The following is an 18,474-nucleotide window of genomic DNA, read 5'->3' on the forward strand; positions in this document are numbered from 1 at the left end:
AGTCAGGCTTTTTTATGACATAGCACTCCAGCAAATTAACCCTCACCCTTGCTATACTCGGCGGCTAGTCACTACAAAGAGAAGAATCCAGATGAAAATTGGCATCATCGGCTTAGGAGATATTGCGCAAAAAGCTTATCTTCCTGTTATCACTCAGCTCCCCAATATTGACTTGGTATTTTGTACCAGAAATACCACAACTCTGAGCGCTCTGGCTCAACAGTATAGAATCGCAGAAACCTGTCAGGACTATCAGCAACTTATGAACTTCGGCGTCGATGCCGTCATGATACACGCCGCTACCAGTGTCCACTTTCAAATCGCTGAATACTTTTTAAAACAGGGTATTCCGACCTTTGTAGATAAACCTCTGGCTGACAATGCCGCAGAGGTCGAAAAACTGTATGAGATTTCGGCTCAGACGAATCAGCCTCTTTATGTTGGCTTCAATCGCCGCCATATCCCGCTCTACAATCAACACATGCATGGCGTCCAAAAGGGCGAACTCACCGGATTGAAGTCACTTCGCTGGGAAAAGAATCGACATAACTTGCCCGGTGACGTTCGTACTTTTATTTTTGACGATTTCATTCATCCGTTAGACAGTGTGAACATTGTGGCTAAAGCCAATCTGCAGGACGTTTACGTCACCCATCAGTTTGATGGAGCTGAGTTAGCCCGGCTGGATGTGCAATGGCAACATGGTGAGACACTTCTGCACGCTTCTATGAATCGCCATTTTGGCATCACAACCGAACGAGTACAGGCGTGTTACGCCAACCAAGCGGTCGAGTTCGACTCTTTTGTCGAAGGCAAACGTTGGCAAGAAAACCAAGAGCAAAAATTAAGCTTAAAAGATTGGACGCCAATGCTAACCAGTAAAGGCTTCCATGGGATGCTATTAGATTGGTTTAGCGTCATAGAAAGCGGAAAGCTGGGGAATACAGTTGTCGATCGCAATATCGCCAGCCACCAATTAGCAGAAGCAATATGCCAACAAATTGAGAAAGCCATTTTACGTTAAGCGCCGTCAATACGGTATCCACGTTCGTTTGCTTTAGCTTAAGTGAAGAAGCATGGTGGCGTGGATATTCTTCCCACCTTACAACTAGTTACTTCCAAACCTTAGCTCAGATTAATGTTATTCATACTCTGTTAAGATTCCTGTGACATACTTATAATCATGTCCAAATTGGATTCAATGACGTCACTTTACATCAGTGGCATGAACTCGATTTAAAATCGACGATTAGAAATAGGAAATAGAATGAGAACTCTTGGCAACATCATCTGGTTTGTGTTGGGTGGCGTATTTATGGGACTGCTGTGGTGGTTTTTCGGCATCCTGGCCTTCATCAGCATTATCGGTATCCCGTGGGGGCGCGCCTGTTTCGTCATGGGTAACTTTTCATTTTTCCCATTCGGAAAAGAAGCCATTTCACGTGATGAACTGACCAACGAGATGGACATAGGCACCAGTCCACTTGGCGTTATCGGTAATATAGTGTGGTTTGTGTTTGCAGGTATCTGGCTGGCAATCGGTCATGTCGCTTCCGCGGTTGCGTGCTTTGTTACCATTATCGGTATTCCGTTTGCACTTCAGCACCTCAAACTGGCGGTTATTTCCCTTGCGCCAATTGGTAAAACTGTCGTATCGAAAGAAGAAGCTGCAATGGCTCGCTTCAATATTAATCGATAAAACTTGTTATCCTCTGGGAGATGGTTCTCAGAGGGTAACCCCTGTCAAAAGTAAGCCGATGATTGCTAAAGCGTACTCGATTATGGTTGGTTGTGTGTTCATAGCGTCGCCTAATATTATAAATTAATACCTAGACCACTACTGACTTTTAATTATTTATTATATAAATCAAAGATATCTAACAACCTCGCCATCATAGAAATGGTTGTTAAATTTCAAGTCTAACTATGGTTTTGCCGCCCACCTTCCCTGTTTATTTTCTGCAAGCCGAACTATAAGCATAGTCAAGATCCACCTAGATCGTGGAGATTTTGCCTGCAATTACGAGATATAACGTGTTAGTTTCGATTAAAGTCAGCGAAGAGAAGAACTTAAAAAGTAAATTTTGCACGGGGAATAGACAAAAACAACGGCTCAAACCAGCAACAGAGTGGTGTCTCGCAGGCTAGATAAAAAAAGCAGAGGCTGATATGCACTCTGCTTTATCGATAAAATAGGCGTTTAGACAGGTTAGAACTCGCGGTTCATCCTTTCCAGACAGGTCAGAAATACGGCTTGTTGCTCAGGCTCGATATGTCGGGTCAAATCTCGGACTAAATCCAAATGCAACTGATTATGATGACGATGTATGAGCTCACCTTCTGGTGTCAACTTGACCACAATCGCACGACGGTCTTCAGGATGTGGGCAGCGTTCAATCAAATTTGCATTGACGAGTTTATCAACCTGAACGGTTAACGTTCCCGTTGTGATGCCCAGCTTTTCAGCCAGCTCTTTCATGCGTAGAGCACCATGACCGCCGAGTACCTCAATAGTATGGACCTGAGCCAGTGAATAACCCGTTTCTTTCACAACTGACTGCTCCCACGACGACATTTTATCGTAGAACTCAGTCAACATTTGATTCAATCTTTCTAATTCGCTCATCGTTTAGTCATTTTGCAATTCGAGAGTAAGGTGATGAATCTTATCAAACTTACTCAACATTTGTTTAAATTCACCGAGTGATTTGTTACTGCGATTCTTAATCGCAATAGCCGCTGAATAATGGTGTCCACTCACTTTCCATACATGAAGATCCACTACATCAGCGTAAGGGTCAAGCTCTGCACGAATATCTTGTCGATATTGCTCATCAATACTTTCATCTAATAAAACTGGGGCCGTTTGCCGAATTAAACCAAGCGTCCATTTACCAATGACCAGCGCACCGACGATACCCATAGCCGCGTCTAACCAAACCCAACCATAAAATTTACCGATGATGAGGGCGACAATCGCAAGTAGTGACGTTAACGTGTCCGCAAGAACATGGAAATACGCCGCCGCTAAGTTGTGATCATGATGATGTTCATGGTGGTGATCGTGATGATGATGCTCATGTCCATGATGGTGGTGATCCTTTAAAAGCAACATACTCGCCAGGTTTACCACCAAGCCAATGACCGCCACCATTATCGCTTCGTTAAACTTAATCGTTTCTGGGTTGAATAACCGATGTACAGACTCAACCATCATCATCAATGCGACGATGCCAAGTGCTATTGCGCTAGTGAACCCGCCCAACACACTTACTTTGCCTGTACCAAAAGAAAATCGCTCACTGTTCGCGTGCTGCTTTGCGTAACGATAGGCAAACAAAGTAATGCAAAATGCCGCGGCATGAGTCCCCATATGCCAGCCATCAGCCAGTAACGCCATGGAACCAAACAACGTACCCGCACTAATCTCTACTATCATAGTGACCAGCGTAAGAAGCAGTACGTAAAAAGTTCGTCTTTCACCTTGATGGTTATGTGACACAAAATCATGTGAATGCTGCGAGACTGTCATTGCGTGACCTTTCATCCTGAATGCTCATTTGTTTGATAATCAAAATACTTGATATAAATTTAGTTTGACAATCAAACATTGTCAACGACTAATGCAACCCCATGTCTGGTTGGGCTTTGGTTATATCACTCAATACGTTAAGCTAATGGTCATCCAATCTGACCCAAACGTGATGGAAAATACCGATGGAACAAGTAGGTACTCGCGCATTGATTGTGGAGGGAGGCGCTATGCGGGGCGTCTTTTCGTGCGGCATACTCGACCACTTTTTAGAGCAAAATTTCTCACCCTTTGACAGCTTTTGGGGAGTGTCAGCAGGAGCAAGTAACTTAGCGGCTTACCTAGCGAACATGCCGGGAAGAAATCTGAAAATCTATCTCGATTACAGCCTACGTAAAGAATTTATTAACCCGAGTCGGTTGGTTCTTGGCGGAGATATGATGGATCTCGACTGGATGTGGAATCTCACACTCGAAGAACTTGGGATCGACAAAGCCGTTCTGGCTGCAGACCCGCGCCCTTTCTTCTTAGGGGTTACTCGTCAAGACACGGGTGAAGCGGAATATCTGACTCCAAACGTGGATGCACTGGCAGAAACAATGAAAGCCAGTAGTGCACTGCCTATCCTTTATCGCAACGGCGTATTACTGAATGGTACACGATATGTTGATGGTGGCGTCTCTGATGCGATTCCTATTGCAGAAGCCATTAAACGAGGTGCAACGAAAATCATGGTATTGCGCAGTCGTCCCGCAAGCTACCGAAAATCAAAATCAAAGTTTGGGGCCGCAACCAAACGTATGTTGAAAGATACACCTGCTTTGATTGAGCCGATGCTGACTCGTGACATTCGCTACAATCAAGCCCTATCACTTATTGAGAATCCGCCAGAAGGCATAGAGATTATTCAGGTTTGTCCGCCAGAGACATTTAAATTGAAGCGCTTGAGCCGTTCTCCGGAGCCATTACGTGCAGCGTATGATCTCGGTTTAGAGGCTGGGAAAGAAGCCATGATGCGCTGGGAGCAGATTTAAAATTATCGGTTTCGAAAAGAAAAAAGCCACACCCTAAGGCGTGGCTAATGCAAATTCGATGGCAGTGGATTATCGTATTTGCTTTTCAGTAAGCCCAACAGTCAGGCTCCAATTCTCTTATTTTTTGTTCTCGGTAAATCACCAAAAACTAATAAGTTTCAAACAGTCCTGCATTGTAGTCTTGGATCGCTTGTTCGATTTCTTCAATGCTGTTCATAACAAATGGACCATAGTGAACCACGGGCTCGTTAATCGGCTCGCCAATGAAAACTAGTACTCCACTTGCGTCGTTTGCCGTCAGCTCAACCCACTCTCCTTGAGACAAGAACGCCATTTCGCCTTGTTTTATGACTCGTTGCTGAGTTTCAACGTTACCTTGGTAGACATAAAGCATCATGTTGTGGTTCGACTCGGTGACAAGCTGGAGCGTTGCGCCTGCATGTGGTCGCCAATCAGCAACCGTTGCATCAACGCCCGTTTTCGTTAGTGGTCCGCTAGTTCGGTTCCCATTGATATTAAGTTCCCCGGCAATAATACGAACCAAGCCGACATTTTTGTCATTCACTTCGGTGATGGTTTCAGGCTGGAAATCATGATACTGAGCAGGTTGCATTTTATTTTTTGCTGGCTGATTAATCCAAATCTGAAAACCATGCAGTTCGCCATCTTGCATAATTGGCATTTCACTATGAATAACACCACGGCCAGCAGCCATCCATTGAGCGCCACCAGAACGAAGTTCACCGACATTATCCATGTGATCACGATGTTGAAAGTGCCCTTTCAACATATAGGTCAGGGTTTCAATACCTCGGTGAGGGTGCGGAGGAAAACCGCCGATATAGTCAGCGCGGTTATCAGATTTCAACTCATCCACCATCAAAAATGGTGAAAAACTGGCATTATTGAATCCAGCTACTCGGCGAATTTTAACGCCATCACCATCCGCAGTAGGCTGGGAAGGAATTATCTGACGGACTTCTCTTGTTTTACTCATAATCTTTCTCCTCAAAAGCCTCGCTCACTTTTCTCTGTCAAGTTCGCATCACTTGGCTATCGGTATGCTGTTATTGTAGTGTGGAGAAAAATAATCATGACCATATGCAGTTGAGCTAATTGTTCAATATTTTCGAATGACAACAATTCTTCCCTCCGCTGTTGTGTAAATAGAGGCAAATTATCTGCTCGCTCACTGTTGGAACATTGGCTAACATCAACCAAAAAATAAATGTGGCTATTTTCTAAACTCGGTGTATAGTGGGCGTTGGCTCTTAAAGAAGAGCTGTTAATGCAACATTTAGTTTAAGTTCCTTCTCAGTAAAATCTTGAATCACCCATTCAGACACCTGCGTACAACTTCCTCTTGATTGAACATTCAATAGCTTAAAAAAGATCCACACGAAAATTCGTAATTAAAATGTTTATTTCAAAGGTGTTTTTATGTCTAAAGTAACTGGTTCAGTAAAATGGTTCAACGAAACAAAAGGTTTCGGTTTCCTATCTCAAGACAACGGCGGCCAAGATGTATTCGTACACTTCAACGCGATTGTTGCTGACGGTTTCAAAACACTGACTGAAGGTCAGAAAGTAAGCTTTAACGTAGAGCAAGGTAAAAAAGGTCCTCAAGCGACTGAAGTTACTCCTCTATAAGACTGCTTTTCTTGGTGTAGCATATTCATGCTGCACCAAACTTCTCCCCTTCAAAAATCCCATTTTAATTTTTAGCCATTTAATGGCTTAGCTTAGTGCTGTCTAAAATAAATTTGGCAGTGCGATTTTATATTTTTTTAATAAAAGGAAAGTAATATGTCCTCTAGAAGAACTAGCCGTCAAAGGCATTGGTACCAACTACTTAACAAAGACAAAACGGTAAAGAAACAGGAGAATAAATGTTAGAAATTGAGTTTAATTTAAAACAACCACAAACCACTTGGAATGCCAGAATACATCAACTTAATAGCGATATATTAATGCGACATGTATTGCCAAAACTTCAAACCAACAGTGTTTCTATTGACTTCCAATATAATGAAAAAAACGGTGAAGGTGCAATTCTGTGTGACGAAGGTTCAAAGATAGGAAGTTTTATTGTCAAATAAAACATTTTTCAGGCATTGATAGTATTCACGTTCAAGTTGGAGGCCTTTTTATGGCTAAGAAAAGTAACAAACAATTAGAAAAAGAAAAGAAAGAATCTGAGCAAAATAATGCAGCGATTAAGCAAAAAACTCGACGCCGTATTGAAGACATTATGGAACAAAGAGAGTTTGATAAATTATTTGATCTCTAACAGAGTAACATCATCTTCTTTCTTCATGTTAAGTGTAAGGTAACGCCGCCTGCCTTTCACTCACATGAACAGTGCCTTTTCTATCCCAATCCTCTTCTATACAGCCTAACTGAATATCCTCCGATTATTTCACTTGTTCAGTGTCACCAATAAACCCCTAGTCAAATTGATAATTTTGCGTATAATCGCAACCGTTTGCTTCGTATAACCCCAATGATATGGTTTGGGGGTCTCTACCAGCTCCCGCAAAGTGCTGATTACGAAGAGTTGAGATCACGATGTATCTTACTCTTTGTAATAGCGTTCGACTTATTTCTATCAATACCTATTCTTAGAGTAACTGCATCCACAATACACAAAAGGTGGAATATGAACGCATTTATTCAAGGTCTTCCAAAAGTAGAGTTACACTTACATATCGAAGGTTCACTTGAGCCAGAGTTGCTGTTCAAGCTTGCTAAACGCAACGGTATTGAAATCCCGTACTCGACCCCTAGTGAATTACGCGAAGCATACCAGTTCGAAGATTTACAGTCTTTCCTCGACCTTTACTACCAAGGCGCTAATGCTTTACGTACAGAGCAAGACTTTTATGATCTGACCTGGGAGTATCTAGAACGCTGCAAAGCCGATAACGTCATTCATACGGAAATCTTTTTTGATCCTCAAACTCATACCGAACGCGGTATTGATTTTGATACCGTGATAAACGGAATTAGCCGCGCGTTAAAAGATGGTCAGGAACAACTTGGCATTACTTCTCAAATCATTGCCTGCTTCCTACGTCACCTGTCTGAAGAGAGCGCTATCGAAACGCTACAATCTGTTCTCAAACATCGCGATAAAATTATTGGTGTCGGCTTAGATTCATCAGAGAAGGGACACCCACCAGCAAAATTTGAGCGCGTATTCCAACAAGCAAAAGCGGCGGGTCTATTAACGGTTGCTCACGCTGGTGAAGAAGGCCCAGCGCAAAATATCTCTGACGCAATTGAAATGTTGGAAGTCAGCCGCGTTGACCACGGCGTTCGCTGCGTAGAAGACAAAACCTTGGTTGCCTCACTTATCGAAAGCAAAATGCCTCTTACGGTCTGTCCACTCTCGAACATTAAGCTGTGTGTCTTTGATGACATGAAGCAGCACAACATTGTCGATCTTCTCCGTCAAGGCGTTGCAGTCACGATTAATTCCGATGACCCAGCTTACTTTGGTGGCTACATGACCGACAATTTCCTCGCTGTGAGTCAGGCACACCCAATGAGCAACGCTGAAATCGCGCAGTTCACGCTTAACGCCATAGAAGCGAGTTTTATTGATGACGAAATGAAAGCTAGCTATCGTTCTCAAGTAAAAAACTACGTTGAAAGTCATTCTTCTTTATAGAAATTGAGACTCGTTAAATCGTTATAAATTGATGTGTATACTCAAATGACTTTCCGATTTAATTCAGAATGTTAATAATACTTGGGTATACCCTTACAAACCCTCAGTGGTTAATGTTCAACTTAAGCGCTAGACTGACTGAGACAAATAACGAATATCAAAAGGAAGACAATTATGATTCAACAAGGCCAAGCACTACCTTCTGCAACTGTCAGTGAACTAACAGCCGATGGCATGGCAAATCACGACGTAACTGAGCTGTTTGCGAATAAAAAAGTGGTGTTGTTTGCTGTCCCGGGTGCGTTCACTCCGACTTGTTCAGAAGCTCACTTGCCAGGCTATGTTGTTCTAGCAGACCAGCTAAAAGCAAAAGGCGTTGATCTTATCGCATGTATCGCAACAAATGACGCATTTGTTATGCACGCTTGGGGTGAAGCTCAAAATGCCTCTGAGATTATGATGCTGGGTGATGGTGATGCAAGCTTCACCAAAGCACTTGGTCTGGAAATGGATACTGGCGGTTTTGGTGGTATTCGTTCGCAACGTTATGCGATGATTGTTGATAATGGTGTCGTGACCAAACTTAATGTTGAAGAACCACAGAAGTTTGAAGTGAGCAACGCAGAAACAATTCTTGCAGCACTTTAATTAAAAAAAGAACGCCCTAACTTAACTCGGGGCGTTCTTTTATGTTTATTAGTACTAGCGGTTAATAACTTTTCTTCTGCTTGCCGCTAAAAGTAACATCAACAGTAGATACATGTAACCGATAGAACCACCGCTACTGTCATCATCTTCATCGTCATCACAAAAAACAACGTACTGACCTTCAATCGAGGCGTTACACTCTTCATCTTCTATGACTTCTTCGTCTTCTGTTTCTGTAACCGTTTCACCTTCTTCTCCTTCCGTCACCGTATCTTCGCCATCTTCGGTTTCCTCTGGAACAATCAGAAAGTCAGGTTTGGTGATAACAGCTTCGGGAGGTTGCTCACTGTCCAAGTATGAGTCAATCCACTCTGTGTAATAAGAAACGTTGGTGTACCAAGTTGGTAAGGTAACAGAGCTACAGACGCTATTAATGATTGGACCAGCACTGATAATACCAACTTGGGTAAAGCTCAGGCCATCGCTACTTGGCAGTAATAAAGGACCACCCGTATCGCCGACACAGGCACCATTACCAAATATGTTGTCACCGATAGGAAAACTTTGTGTCGGCAACGTACATAGCTTCGTAGGGTCTACCGGAGATTCAAGGTAGATTGGCATTTCTTCAGCAGACTCTAGGCGTTCATAACAAAGAGACATAGGGTAATAAGAAACATCTGTATCTCTAAATTCAGTCGTGCTAGCCCCAATTGCAGGATCAGAATCACCACCAGTCCCCCAACCTGCGACTTTTACATTAGGTTCAGGATTAGCAGAGTCCCACCTTTCTCCTAAATCAGACAATCTACTATTGCTATTTACATCACCTAAGCTCACCTTGCCGACGAGGTTTGAAGGAAAATCACGTTCAACATAAAGTAAAGCAAGGTCATTCTGGTATGCGGTTGACTCTAGGACCATTACCTCAGTCTCACCAGTGTTATCTGTACTATCGATTGTTTCTACAGTAACAGATTGCACTGGATAATAATCTGGATGTATCACAACGTGAGTGACCTTATAGATGTCAGATATCTCAACTTGAGACAAATCTGCCTTGCCAGCCGTTATTGAGATTTCTTTAGGTTTGGCCACATCATAAAGTGTAAACACGTCAGGGTTCGAGTTGCTATCTTCCAAACTAGCATCAGAAGCAACTAAACAGTGGGCAGCAGTCAACACCCAGCGCTCACTGATTATAGTCCCACCACATGAGTGATCTTCAGCGAAAATACTGGCTCGAACAGAAGCTAAAAAAGAAAAGTTATCGTCAAAATCCTGTTGAGTTTTCTGAACATAAGTATTTTCATCTACAACAATTGCGTACGTTGATGTACTGATCAAAAGTGAGGCAAACAGCGGTGCCCATTTGTTTCTCATACACTTCCCTCCTTGGATAAACAAAGTTGACTGAGTATGAACGGACAACGTGCATTACACACCTGCATACTTGGGCAACTACATGCACAAAAGTATAGGCATTTAGTTCACTACTAACTGCAACTTAAGTTGCAAAACATAATCCGGACCACATAATTCTAAAGCATGAGAATTAGTTTCAAAGATTACACCCATTTATGATACATAGCTCATACCATGTTTAGTTAATGGGTAATATAGCGTTAACCAGAAAAATGAAGAGAGAATTGCTCGAAACTGCACTAGCAGCCATTAATACTGTAGTGAGTGAAGATAAAAAACCGTCCGCACTCAGGCGGGTTATAAAAAACACGTGTGCGGACATAACAACAACACAGTTCATGCTGGCGAACTGGAAAATAGGGGGCAATGAAAATCAACGAAATATGACTTTCAATAGCGATAGTATTGCGTCTCTTTGATTTTATATTGTTAGCTAAGGGTCAATAATATGGCTGGAAAAATAAATAAGAGTAGACAAGAAAAACAACTAATTAATCGATTTAAAAAGCAAAATCAGAAGTATAGAAATGAAATATAAATGTCACTTATGTCAGATATTAATGACGTTTATGTTTTCAAACTAGATTTAAATAGAAAAGTCTTTTCCGGTGTTGATACTAATGTTGCTAAGCGTAACGCTTCGTTAATCCTTTTCAGTATTGACTAATAAATTCATCATTGATGGATTCAAGTATGCGAGTTGATCGTAGAACAGAATAGAAAACTGCGCACCAATTTCGTGAATGGTACGCAGGATAATAGGATTGAGCCTAAAGTTTTAGCTTTAACACGTCATCAATATCTTGTGCACTATGTCGCTCCTCAAGATACTCGCCTTCTTCACCCCAAGTTCGGTTAACAATACGACCGCGTTTGACTGCTTCACGTTGATCGATGGCTTTTGCCCAACGAACTACGTGCTCGTAGCTGTTTACGTCTAAAAACTCAGCCGCATCGTACGCTCGTCCCAAAACTAGGTTGCCATACCAAGGCCAAGTGGCGATATCCGCGATACTGTATTCGTCGCCACCTAAAAACTCATTGTTCGCTAAGCGTTTGTCCAGAACATCTAATTGACGTTTCGCTTCCATGGTAAATCGGTTGATCGGATATTCAAACTTCTCTGGTGCATAGGCGTAGAAATGCCCGAAGCCACCACCAAGATATGGCGCAGACCCTTGCAGCCAAAACAACCAGTTCATTACTTCCGCTCGCTTTGCCCCTTCTTTAGGCAAGAACAGGCCAAATTTTTCCGCTAAGTAGAAAAGAATATTGCCAGATTCAAAAACATTGACCGGCTCTTCGCCAGAGCGATCGACTAACGCAGGAATTTTTGAATTTGGGTTAACCGCAACAAACCCGGAACCAAACTGGTCACTATCACCGATTTTAATCAAATGTGCGTCGTATTCCGCTTCTTTCACACCAGCAGCCAGCAGCTCTTCAAACATAATGGTGACTTTTTGGCCATTTGGTGTCCCCATGGAATATAGCTGGAATGGATGCTCACCAACGGGTAACTCTTGCTCATGACGTGCGCCTGAGTCCGGACGGTTGATGCTTGCCCATTGGCCGCCATTTTCACTGTCGTTTGTCCAAACTTTTGGTGGTATGTACTCGTTTGACATTGTTATTCCTTATCGTGTTTGAATGCGCCTTTGGCTGATAGGATCAGTAGTGTGTTACTCAATCCCATGTCTTGAATTCATTTGGTCATAAACAGAATATTAGGTCGCAACCATAAATTTAAAGCCCTCAAGACGAGTTTGATTAGAACCTTTGGTTATGGTTTTTTCTTTAGCGCTATAAGATAAATCAAGCAGATATGGCTAGGGGCAGGAGATAGCCGCCCCATGAAGGGACGGCGCGAAGGACTATAAGACTAAGCCACCATCGATTTTTAACACTTGTCCTGTAATGAACTCACTCTTGTCTGATGCTAAGAAGGCAACACCATTTGCGATATCTCGAACGGACCCCATCCGGCCTAATGGAGTTTTACCTTCCATCATTTTGATCACTTTCTCAGGCAGGTCTTTGGTCATATCTGTAACAATGAATCCGGGAGCCACACAATTCACACGTATTTGCGCGCCTTTTCGAGCAAGCTCTTTCGCCCACCCTTTGCTCATTGAGATGACACCGCCTTTGCTGGCAGCATAATTACTCTGACCAATATTTCCATCAGTACCCACGATGGAAGAGATATTCACAATACTGCCAGTACCTTGGTTTAACATTACCGGAGCGACACTTTGCGTTAATAAAAATACCGCTTTTAGGTTTACATCGATGACACTGTCCCAATCTTTCTCCAGCATATCCTGAAGTAGAGCGTCTCGAGTAATACCTGCATTATTAACTAATACATCAATGCGATGATGTTGCTGAATGATGCTCTCTACGACTTCATTGACCCCTTTGGAATCACATAGGTTAACTTGATAGCTGGTGAGCTGTGATGACTGGCTCCATTCGACCGGAGAGATATCTAACCCGATGACATAAAAGCCATCTTCTAATAGTTGCTCACAAATCGCTCGTCCAATACCGCGAGCGGCACCAGTGACAATGGCTACTTTGTCATGTTTCATCTTGGTGTTCCTATATTTTTGAGAATACACCCTGCGCTTCAGCACTTGTTCCTGTATTCTCTTTTGCTTCTCGTTCTAGCACGCCTTTGCGTCGCTAGTAAAACTATAGATAAATTCTAAGAGCGAGTTGTGAGCGATCCGATACAATTGGTCAGTATTTTTTCAGTACCTCCGTTAGTCGGAGCTTTGGATTCGTCCTTTTCCAACAAGTTTTCATACACTCTTGCTGTAGGTTTTAAGTCGGTTTAGGGTGTGATACGTATAGAATGAATATGGACTGCTAAAAATAGGTCTCGGAATTTCAGCATGTTGAATATGAATTTCACTCAGAGAGTTGTGATTAACACAACTCAGCAAGAATGGATTGCCAGCCCGGCCAAAGGCGTTTGGCGTAAACCATTAGAGCGTGAAGCGAAAGAATCAGGGCACACCACCAGTATTGTAAAATATGAAGCTGGATCACGCTTTGCGACGCACTATCACCCGTTCGGTGAGGAAATTTTAGTGCTTGAAGGCGTGTTTTCTGATGAAAATGGCGATTACCCTGCTGGTACTTACATTCGCAACCCACCAGGTAGCCATCATGCTCCGTTCAGTAACGAAGGGTGTGTCATTTTGGTAAAACTGAACCAGTTTGATCCCCAAGATCTTGCGGAAGTACGCATCAATACCAATAAGGCAGAGTGGCTCCCCGGAATTGGCGGCCTGCAAGTGATGCCTTTGCATGAATTTGGTCATGAACGTGTTGCGCTAGTGAAATGGCCGAAAGGAGAACAGTTTCATGCACACCAACACTTTGGTGGCGAAGAAATATTAGTTTTATCTGGCAAGTTTCAAGATGAGTTCGGCATCTATCCCAAGCATACCTGGATGCGAAATCCACATTTGAGTTCACACACGCCATTTGTCGAAGAAGAAACGGTGATTTGGGTCAAGACTGGGCATCTGCCAGTTCAAAAATAAAAAAGGCTCGTATGCCTAGATACGAGCCGATACTCATTAGCTGGCTATGCACCCATGATCCTGGAATGTAACCAATCTTTCAGTTCAGCACGATTATGTTTCAGTATATTCATCTCGTGATCATCAATGGGGTTACCTTGCAGTTCCAAAACACGTATTTCTTTATCCAAGGCGTTGTAGTTTCTCACGTTTTCAGCAAAGGATGCATCATTTGCTGACAGATGGGAGATGGTATCCAAATGTTCTGGAAATTCATGAGTTAATGAGTGATTTTCACCTAACATATAGACCTCTTGGTGGATGGTTGATGTATATGTTTGCTCATATTTTAAGCAGTGCATTAATAAACATAGCATTACATCGGGCAATATATCGTCGAATTGCCCACACTTTTACTTAACTAACGCCAACAACTGAAACGTTAGGACATCTAAAACGTTCACTACTTTTTCGACTACATTTAATAGAATTCCAGCGAGAAGGTACATCCAATGAAAACCGTAAAATTCAGCTTAGTCGGTGTCGCAGTGGCGATGGCACTATTTGGCTGTAATTCAGACAGCGATTCCGTTAGCGCGACAACTCCTGTAACACTTTCTGTATCCGATGCTCCCATTGATGATGTCTCCGATGTGGTCGTTACATTCAGCAAAGTCGCTTTCCTATCTATTGACGATGAAACACCTCAAATTTTTGAAGTATACAAAACGGATGAAGAAGGGAACTATGTTGACGAAGATGGTGAACTGCTTCTTGAAGGCGAAGATCCTATTCCACTCAGTGTGAACTTGTTGGACGTACAAGGCAGTGATGTGGAAGATCTTTTAGATGGCGAACTTCTTCCTGTCGGTAATTATAAGCTTTGTGTTTTTGCCAACGATGGAGACCATCCCGATTACCCTTCCTATGTCGTCGATGAACTGACAGGCAACAAAATTCCACTCACGGTAAAAGGAGATGGAGCCTGCCCACAAGGTGTGGGTAAAGAAGATAACGCCGGGGTTCTGTTCTTCAATAACACATTCGCAGTGAATCCAGACAACAATGAGTACGTTGTCGAATTTGACCTGCGTCGAGGCCTGAAAGATGGTACAGGTCAAAACGAAGGTTATAGTATTCAACGAACTTCAGTATCATTGATTAACACGGTCACCACTGGTGATATCCAAGGTGTTGTATTAGCTGCAACGTATGGAGGCTGTGTGAACGATACCGATACTGGAAACGGATATGCTCAAGCGGTTTATTTATATGAAGGTAACGTTGCCGAAGAAGACATGGGTCCATTTGCTGGCGTTGAAGGAAAAGTCGACCCAATCGCAGCAGCAGCCGTTTCACTAGCCGACAACAATACAGACTACACGTATGAATTCGGCTTTGTCGAGCCTGGTACCTATTCTGTCGGTTACACATGTACTGCGAACGATGATTCGGAAGATGGACTTGTAGAAGGTGAGGCATTCAGTATCTTTGATTCCGTCAGTGGGCTGAGCGTTTCAGTGGGTACAGATACCGAAGCGAACTTCTAGCGCCTCATCTAAGAATGTTGTACAACCAATTCCAAAGTGACCTCAAAATACCGCTAATCAAAGTAGGTATTTTGAGGCCATAATTCATCAGAGGTAACGAGTGGGTAAATAAAAACCAGCTCAAACCGCTCTCCAACTCAACGTTACCAAAGTGCCAGCTCAAGAATTTTCGCTTACCTTAACTTGCCTAGGTGACGCATTAAACAAACGATAAGCATAGATTTACTTACCCAACGAAGAACACTTACTGTTGATGTTTTTTTAATTTGTTAAGCACCAACTTCGTGCCACAAAAAGTTCCCTTCAAAAAATATATTTTTCCTTCAAATCAACTTTCTACAGTAAGTAACTGTTTTTTCTTGCGCATCGATATGTGACACACTTCACGCTCTCAACCACATATTGATGGTTAGAAAAGTAGCGTCTATCTTTCAGAAAAAGGCATCAACTTTGTAGCATTAATGCGCTCTAAATCAGGCACTTTTGAACATACGGATTTAAAGAGTTTCAAAGTGACGAAGACGCAATATAACAAGGTAACCTGCTACTAAAAGTTGATTACAACCATTCTGAAAGCGCGAACCAATTAGGTTGACTGGGGGCAATACGTCAGCCTATCGCGCTAAGAGACAGAGGGGTTATCAGAATGAAAACTCGAATAACAAAAGTACTCGTCGTTACGGGCTTAGCGGTCCTAATTTCCTACTTTCCCGTTTACTACTCATACGCGGCAACATCGCCAAACTGCAACAACATACTTGCAACCAACCGAACTTCAGTCTCTCAAAAAATGGTCATGTTACTCGGTCAGGATATAACGAAATCTAACCACATCACTACCGTCATTCCGACAGCAAAAAATCCGTTTGTAACGGAAGAACTGGTATCGGTTTCTAATGATGTTTCGCCCAATGGCCGCTATCCCAAACGTACTCTCAATGACATTCAAAGGATGAGATCAAATTTAAATCTGGCCGCGAAGGAAGCAGAGCGATTGAAAGGCACTTATGAGCTGGCATTGATCAGCCTTATCGATGGTTATTGCCAGTTTTCAAATAATAAACTGACCCAGCATGCGAAAATAGATTTTGACCATTTAGAAGGTCTTACCCTTTACTCCATCCCTGCACTCATCGCGATGGCAGATCAGTCTTACGCTATGTTCAAAAAGCAAAGCAATAAACAACCGAGCGAATCGAACGAACGCAATAACGACCAGCAAAACAACGAAGAAGCTTCTAGCGCAGTTGCCGCTGCTAGCTATCAAAACGATAACGTGATGGTGAAAGTGGAAGACTTTGACGGTTCCAACGTAACTTTCTCCGTCACGAACATCGGCGCTGAGGGCAAGTTAGAGCCTCAATTCAATACGTTTAGCGCTTATCGTAATGAAAGCGGAAACCTTCTATACAGACCTGAATCTCTGCTCAGTATTGAAGATAATGATGGTAACAGCATACCAACTATAGGCATTGCAGAACTCTCTTCTCACGGGAGTAAACATCTATCTATTTCACCTGGAGAAACTCGCACGTTCGTCACGCGACTTGTGCAAAAGGCTCCCGAACATGCCCAATTGAGCATAGAGTTTCCGGCCAAGGCGTTGAACACAGAACAGCCTTTTTCATTGTCATTTACCGACTTAATCGCTATCGCAACGGCTGACATAAACTAGTCGAAGATAGAGATGAAACAAACTAAAGAGAACAAAGCAGGCTTAACCAGCCAGCTTTGACACTTCTTCTATGAGATAAGTAACCCAAACAATGAGATGCTAACTAGTATTCTTTTTGTATCTGCGATAAAACGAGTGGTGGTAATAAGTGAGGGATGATATTTGGCTGCAAAGAATAAACTGATCCGTTATGTCGCAACGGAAGTCTCTGATGTTTTTGATAAAGAAGATGAGCTAATCGCCCAGGTTCAATCTAATCAGCTTTCGCAAGTATTGCTTCTTTGGCAAGTCAAAAGCCCGACCTTAGTATTACCAGCAGGTAGGAAATGGCCAGTATCGGAAGAATTAAAAAACGCTCTGGACAACACCGGCTGGAAGTTATTTTCTCGTAAAACTGGTGGTGCTCCAGTTCCTCAAGTTCCGGGAATCATCAACCTATCTCACATCTATCACTGGCCAGAAGATCAACCCTACGACATAAAAAAAGCCTACCTCGATTTGTGCTCAATTTTAACGGTCTTTTTTGAACAACTTGGCGTGAAGGTAGACGTGCACGCGACGCCATACTCGTACTGTGATGGTGAGTACAATTTGAATATTGGAGGGCAAAAAGTCGTCGGAACCGCACAACGTGTATTACTTAAAAAAGGCGGAGGAAAAGTCGTCTTGTCCCAGGCTTGCATCCTGATCGATGCCAATGTCGACAAAATTGTTGAGCCAGTGCGACTGTGTAACCAACTCTGCGGTCACAACGATAATATTCGTGGTGATGTACACACACCATTATTCGATCACATCACAGATAGGCCAGCTGTTGACGCGTTATTTCAGCGACTAACCAGTGCTTTTTTAGCACAAGCCAACCGCACGTAACTTAAAAAGGAGCAAGATGTGAATCCTGCTCCAAGCGTCTTAAATCAGTTAGTGAGAGTAATCATTTCTCTCACTATATACATCAGAAAAATATTCAATAAATTCAAACTGCATGCCGTGATCTTCCATATAGTAGACGTTCTTTCTGAACGGGTGCTCATCACCTCTATGATCCAGTTCGTACCCGGCGAGCCTCAAGCGTTCGATGAGCGCCTCTACATTAGGGACTACAATCCCAACATGTTTGACGCCAGTAAATTGCGATGTCCAATGGTTCGCTTCTCCTTTCCCTCCTGAAGAGATCGCAATGTAAGAATGGTCGTCGCCAACGTGAAACCATTCAATCGTTCGACCAAACCAGTTATCAATTTTTCCGCCGCCACGTACTGTCCACTCAGGAACTGCCGCAATTAAAAATTGAATGGTCTTCTGCGCATCGACTACTGAGATATTGGCGTGTTCAACGTAACTTTTCATTGGTGTTTTCCTTTTTTCTTCTCGCTTTCATGTCCTTACTACTCACTCTAG

At 42.8% G+C, this 18,474-nt stretch carries 20 protein-coding genes and 1 riboswitch; of the genes, 12 read left to right on the top strand and 8 right to left on the bottom strand.

All coding sequences use genetic code 11. The features are described from left to right. Positions 1-91 precede the first annotated feature (91 nt). Entirely contained in the window at positions 92-1,024 is a 933-nt protein-coding gene (locus VER99_RS17015) for a Gfo/Idh/MocA family protein (RefSeq protein ID WP_020334126.1), read from the top strand. Between the two features lie 243 nt (positions 1,025-1,267). Beyond that, positions 1,268-1,699, top strand: a complete 432-nt coding sequence (locus tag VER99_RS17020; RefSeq protein WP_014233741.1) for a YccF domain-containing protein — start codon at positions 1,268-1,270, stop codon at positions 1,697-1,699. Positions 1,700-2,209: 510 nt separating this feature from the next. On the opposite strand, the gene VER99_RS17025 is transcribed toward VER99_RS17020, so the two are convergent. Both VER99_RS17025 and dmeF read right to left on the bottom strand, forming a co-directional pair. Next, entirely contained in the window at positions 2,210-2,626 is a 417-nt protein-coding gene (locus tag VER99_RS17025) for a MarR family winged helix-turn-helix transcriptional regulator (protein WP_020334125.1), read from the bottom strand. A 3-nt stretch (positions 2,627-2,629) separates the two neighbouring features. Then, a complete protein-coding gene (gene dmeF, locus VER99_RS17030; protein ID WP_024373004.1) occupies positions 2,630-3,532 on the bottom strand; it encodes a CDF family Co(II)/Ni(II) efflux transporter DmeF in 903 nt (300 codons plus the stop codon). A 185-nt stretch (positions 3,533-3,717) separates the two neighbouring features. On the opposite strand from dmeF, the gene VER99_RS17035 reads away from it, so the two are divergent. Then, positions 3,718-4,566 carry a patatin-like phospholipase family protein gene (locus VER99_RS17035; RefSeq protein ID WP_020334123.1) on the top strand — a complete coding sequence of 283 codons (849 nt, stop codon included), beginning with the start codon at positions 3,718-3,720 and terminating at the stop codon, positions 4,564-4,566. A 148-nt stretch (positions 4,567-4,714) separates the two neighbouring features. On the opposite strand, the gene VER99_RS17040 is transcribed toward VER99_RS17035, so the two are convergent. Beyond that, positions 4,715-5,563 (bottom strand): pirin family protein, encoded by an 849-nt coding sequence (locus tag VER99_RS17040; RefSeq protein WP_020334122.1) that lies wholly within the window; start codon positions 5,561-5,563, stop codon positions 4,715-4,717. 443 nt (positions 5,564-6,006) lie between these two features. Here VER99_RS17040 and cspE point away from each other — a divergent pair, with 443 nt between their 5' ends. The 5 genes from cspE (at position 6,007) to VER99_RS17065 (ending at position 8,887) form a co-directional block, all read left to right on the top strand. Beyond that, positions 6,007-6,216 (top strand): transcription antiterminator/RNA stability regulator CspE, encoded by a 210-nt coding sequence (cspE, locus tag VER99_RS17045; protein ID WP_014233736.1) that lies wholly within the window; start codon positions 6,007-6,009, stop codon positions 6,214-6,216. Between the two features lie 239 nt (positions 6,217-6,455). Next, positions 6,456-6,665, top strand: coding sequence for a hypothetical protein (locus tag VER99_RS17050; RefSeq protein ID WP_020334121.1), 210 nt, complete (start codon positions 6,456-6,458; stop codon positions 6,663-6,665). Positions 6,666-6,715: 50 nt separating this feature from the next. Then, on the top strand, positions 6,716-6,856 hold the full coding sequence (locus VER99_RS17055; protein WP_014233734.1) for a PA3496 family putative envelope integrity protein: 141 nt from the start codon (positions 6,716-6,718) through the stop codon (positions 6,854-6,856). A 180-nt stretch (positions 6,857-7,036) separates the two neighbouring features. Then, a riboswitch (purine riboswitch) is annotated at positions 7,037-7,136 on the top strand. Positions 7,137-7,225: 89 nt separating this feature from the next. Beyond that, entirely contained in the window at positions 7,226-8,239 is a 1,014-nt protein-coding gene (locus VER99_RS17060; protein WP_020334120.1) for an adenosine deaminase, read from the top strand. Positions 8,240-8,413: 174 nt separating this feature from the next. Then, positions 8,414-8,887, top strand: a complete 474-nt coding sequence (locus tag VER99_RS17065; protein WP_014233732.1) for a peroxiredoxin — start codon at positions 8,414-8,416, stop codon at positions 8,885-8,887. Between the two features lie 54 nt (positions 8,888-8,941). Here the strand turns inward: VER99_RS17065 and VER99_RS17070 are convergent, their stop codons facing one another. The 3 genes from VER99_RS17070 to VER99_RS17080 form a co-directional block, all read right to left on the bottom strand. Further along, positions 8,942-10,270 carry a S1 family peptidase gene (locus VER99_RS17070; RefSeq protein ID WP_020334119.1) on the bottom strand — a complete coding sequence of 443 codons (1,329 nt, stop codon included), beginning with the start codon at positions 10,268-10,270 and terminating at the stop codon, positions 8,942-8,944. A gap of 812 nt (positions 10,271-11,082) precedes the next feature. Beyond that, positions 11,083-11,940 (bottom strand): glutathione-dependent disulfide-bond oxidoreductase, encoded by an 858-nt coding sequence (yghU, locus tag VER99_RS17075; protein WP_014233730.1) that lies wholly within the window; start codon positions 11,938-11,940, stop codon positions 11,083-11,085. Positions 11,941-12,186: 246 nt separating this feature from the next. Beyond that, a complete protein-coding gene (locus VER99_RS17080) occupies positions 12,187-12,906 on the bottom strand; it encodes a beta-ketoacyl-ACP reductase (RefSeq protein ID WP_014233729.1) in 720 nt (239 codons plus the stop codon). 306 nt (positions 12,907-13,212) lie between these two features. On the opposite strand from VER99_RS17080, the gene VER99_RS17085 reads away from it, so the two are divergent. Then, positions 13,213-13,869 carry a cupin domain-containing protein gene (locus tag VER99_RS17085; protein ID WP_020334113.1) on the top strand — a complete coding sequence of 219 codons (657 nt, stop codon included), beginning with the start codon at positions 13,213-13,215 and terminating at the stop codon, positions 13,867-13,869. A gap of 44 nt (positions 13,870-13,913) precedes the next feature. Here the strand turns inward: VER99_RS17085 and VER99_RS17090 are convergent, their stop codons facing one another. After that, positions 13,914-14,153, bottom strand: a complete 240-nt coding sequence (locus tag VER99_RS17090) for a YdcH family protein (protein ID WP_014233727.1) — start codon at positions 14,151-14,153, stop codon at positions 13,914-13,916. 207 nt (positions 14,154-14,360) lie between these two features. Between VER99_RS17090 and VER99_RS17095 the strand changes: the two genes are divergently transcribed. The 3 genes from VER99_RS17095 (at position 14,361) to VER99_RS17105 (ending at position 17,946) form a co-directional block, all read left to right on the top strand. Continuing rightward, positions 14,361-15,398: a DUF4382 domain-containing protein gene (locus VER99_RS17095; RefSeq protein WP_020334111.1), complete on the top strand. Its 1,038-nt coding sequence runs from the start codon at positions 14,361-14,363 to the stop codon at positions 15,396-15,398. A 646-nt stretch (positions 15,399-16,044) separates the two neighbouring features. Continuing rightward, positions 16,045-17,073, top strand: coding sequence for a hypothetical protein (locus VER99_RS17100; protein ID WP_020334110.1), 1,029 nt, complete (start codon positions 16,045-16,047; stop codon positions 17,071-17,073). A 162-nt stretch (positions 17,074-17,235) separates the two neighbouring features. Beyond that, positions 17,236-17,946 carry a lipoate--protein ligase family protein gene (locus VER99_RS17105; RefSeq protein ID WP_020334109.1) on the top strand — a complete coding sequence of 237 codons (711 nt, stop codon included), beginning with the start codon at positions 17,236-17,238 and terminating at the stop codon, positions 17,944-17,946. A 48-nt stretch (positions 17,947-17,994) separates the two neighbouring features. Here VER99_RS17105 and VER99_RS17110 read toward each other — a convergent pair whose 3' ends face one another. Continuing rightward, positions 17,995-18,423 carry a VOC family protein gene (locus VER99_RS17110; protein WP_020334108.1) on the bottom strand — a complete coding sequence of 143 codons (429 nt, stop codon included), beginning with the start codon at positions 18,421-18,423 and terminating at the stop codon, positions 17,995-17,997. Positions 18,424-18,474: the final 51 nt, after the last annotated feature.

The organism is Vibrio natriegens NBRC 15636 = ATCC 14048 = DSM 759 (genome assembly GCF_035621455.1).
Taxonomy (GTDB): Bacteria; Pseudomonadota; Gammaproteobacteria; order Enterobacterales; family Vibrionaceae; genus Vibrio; species Vibrio natriegens.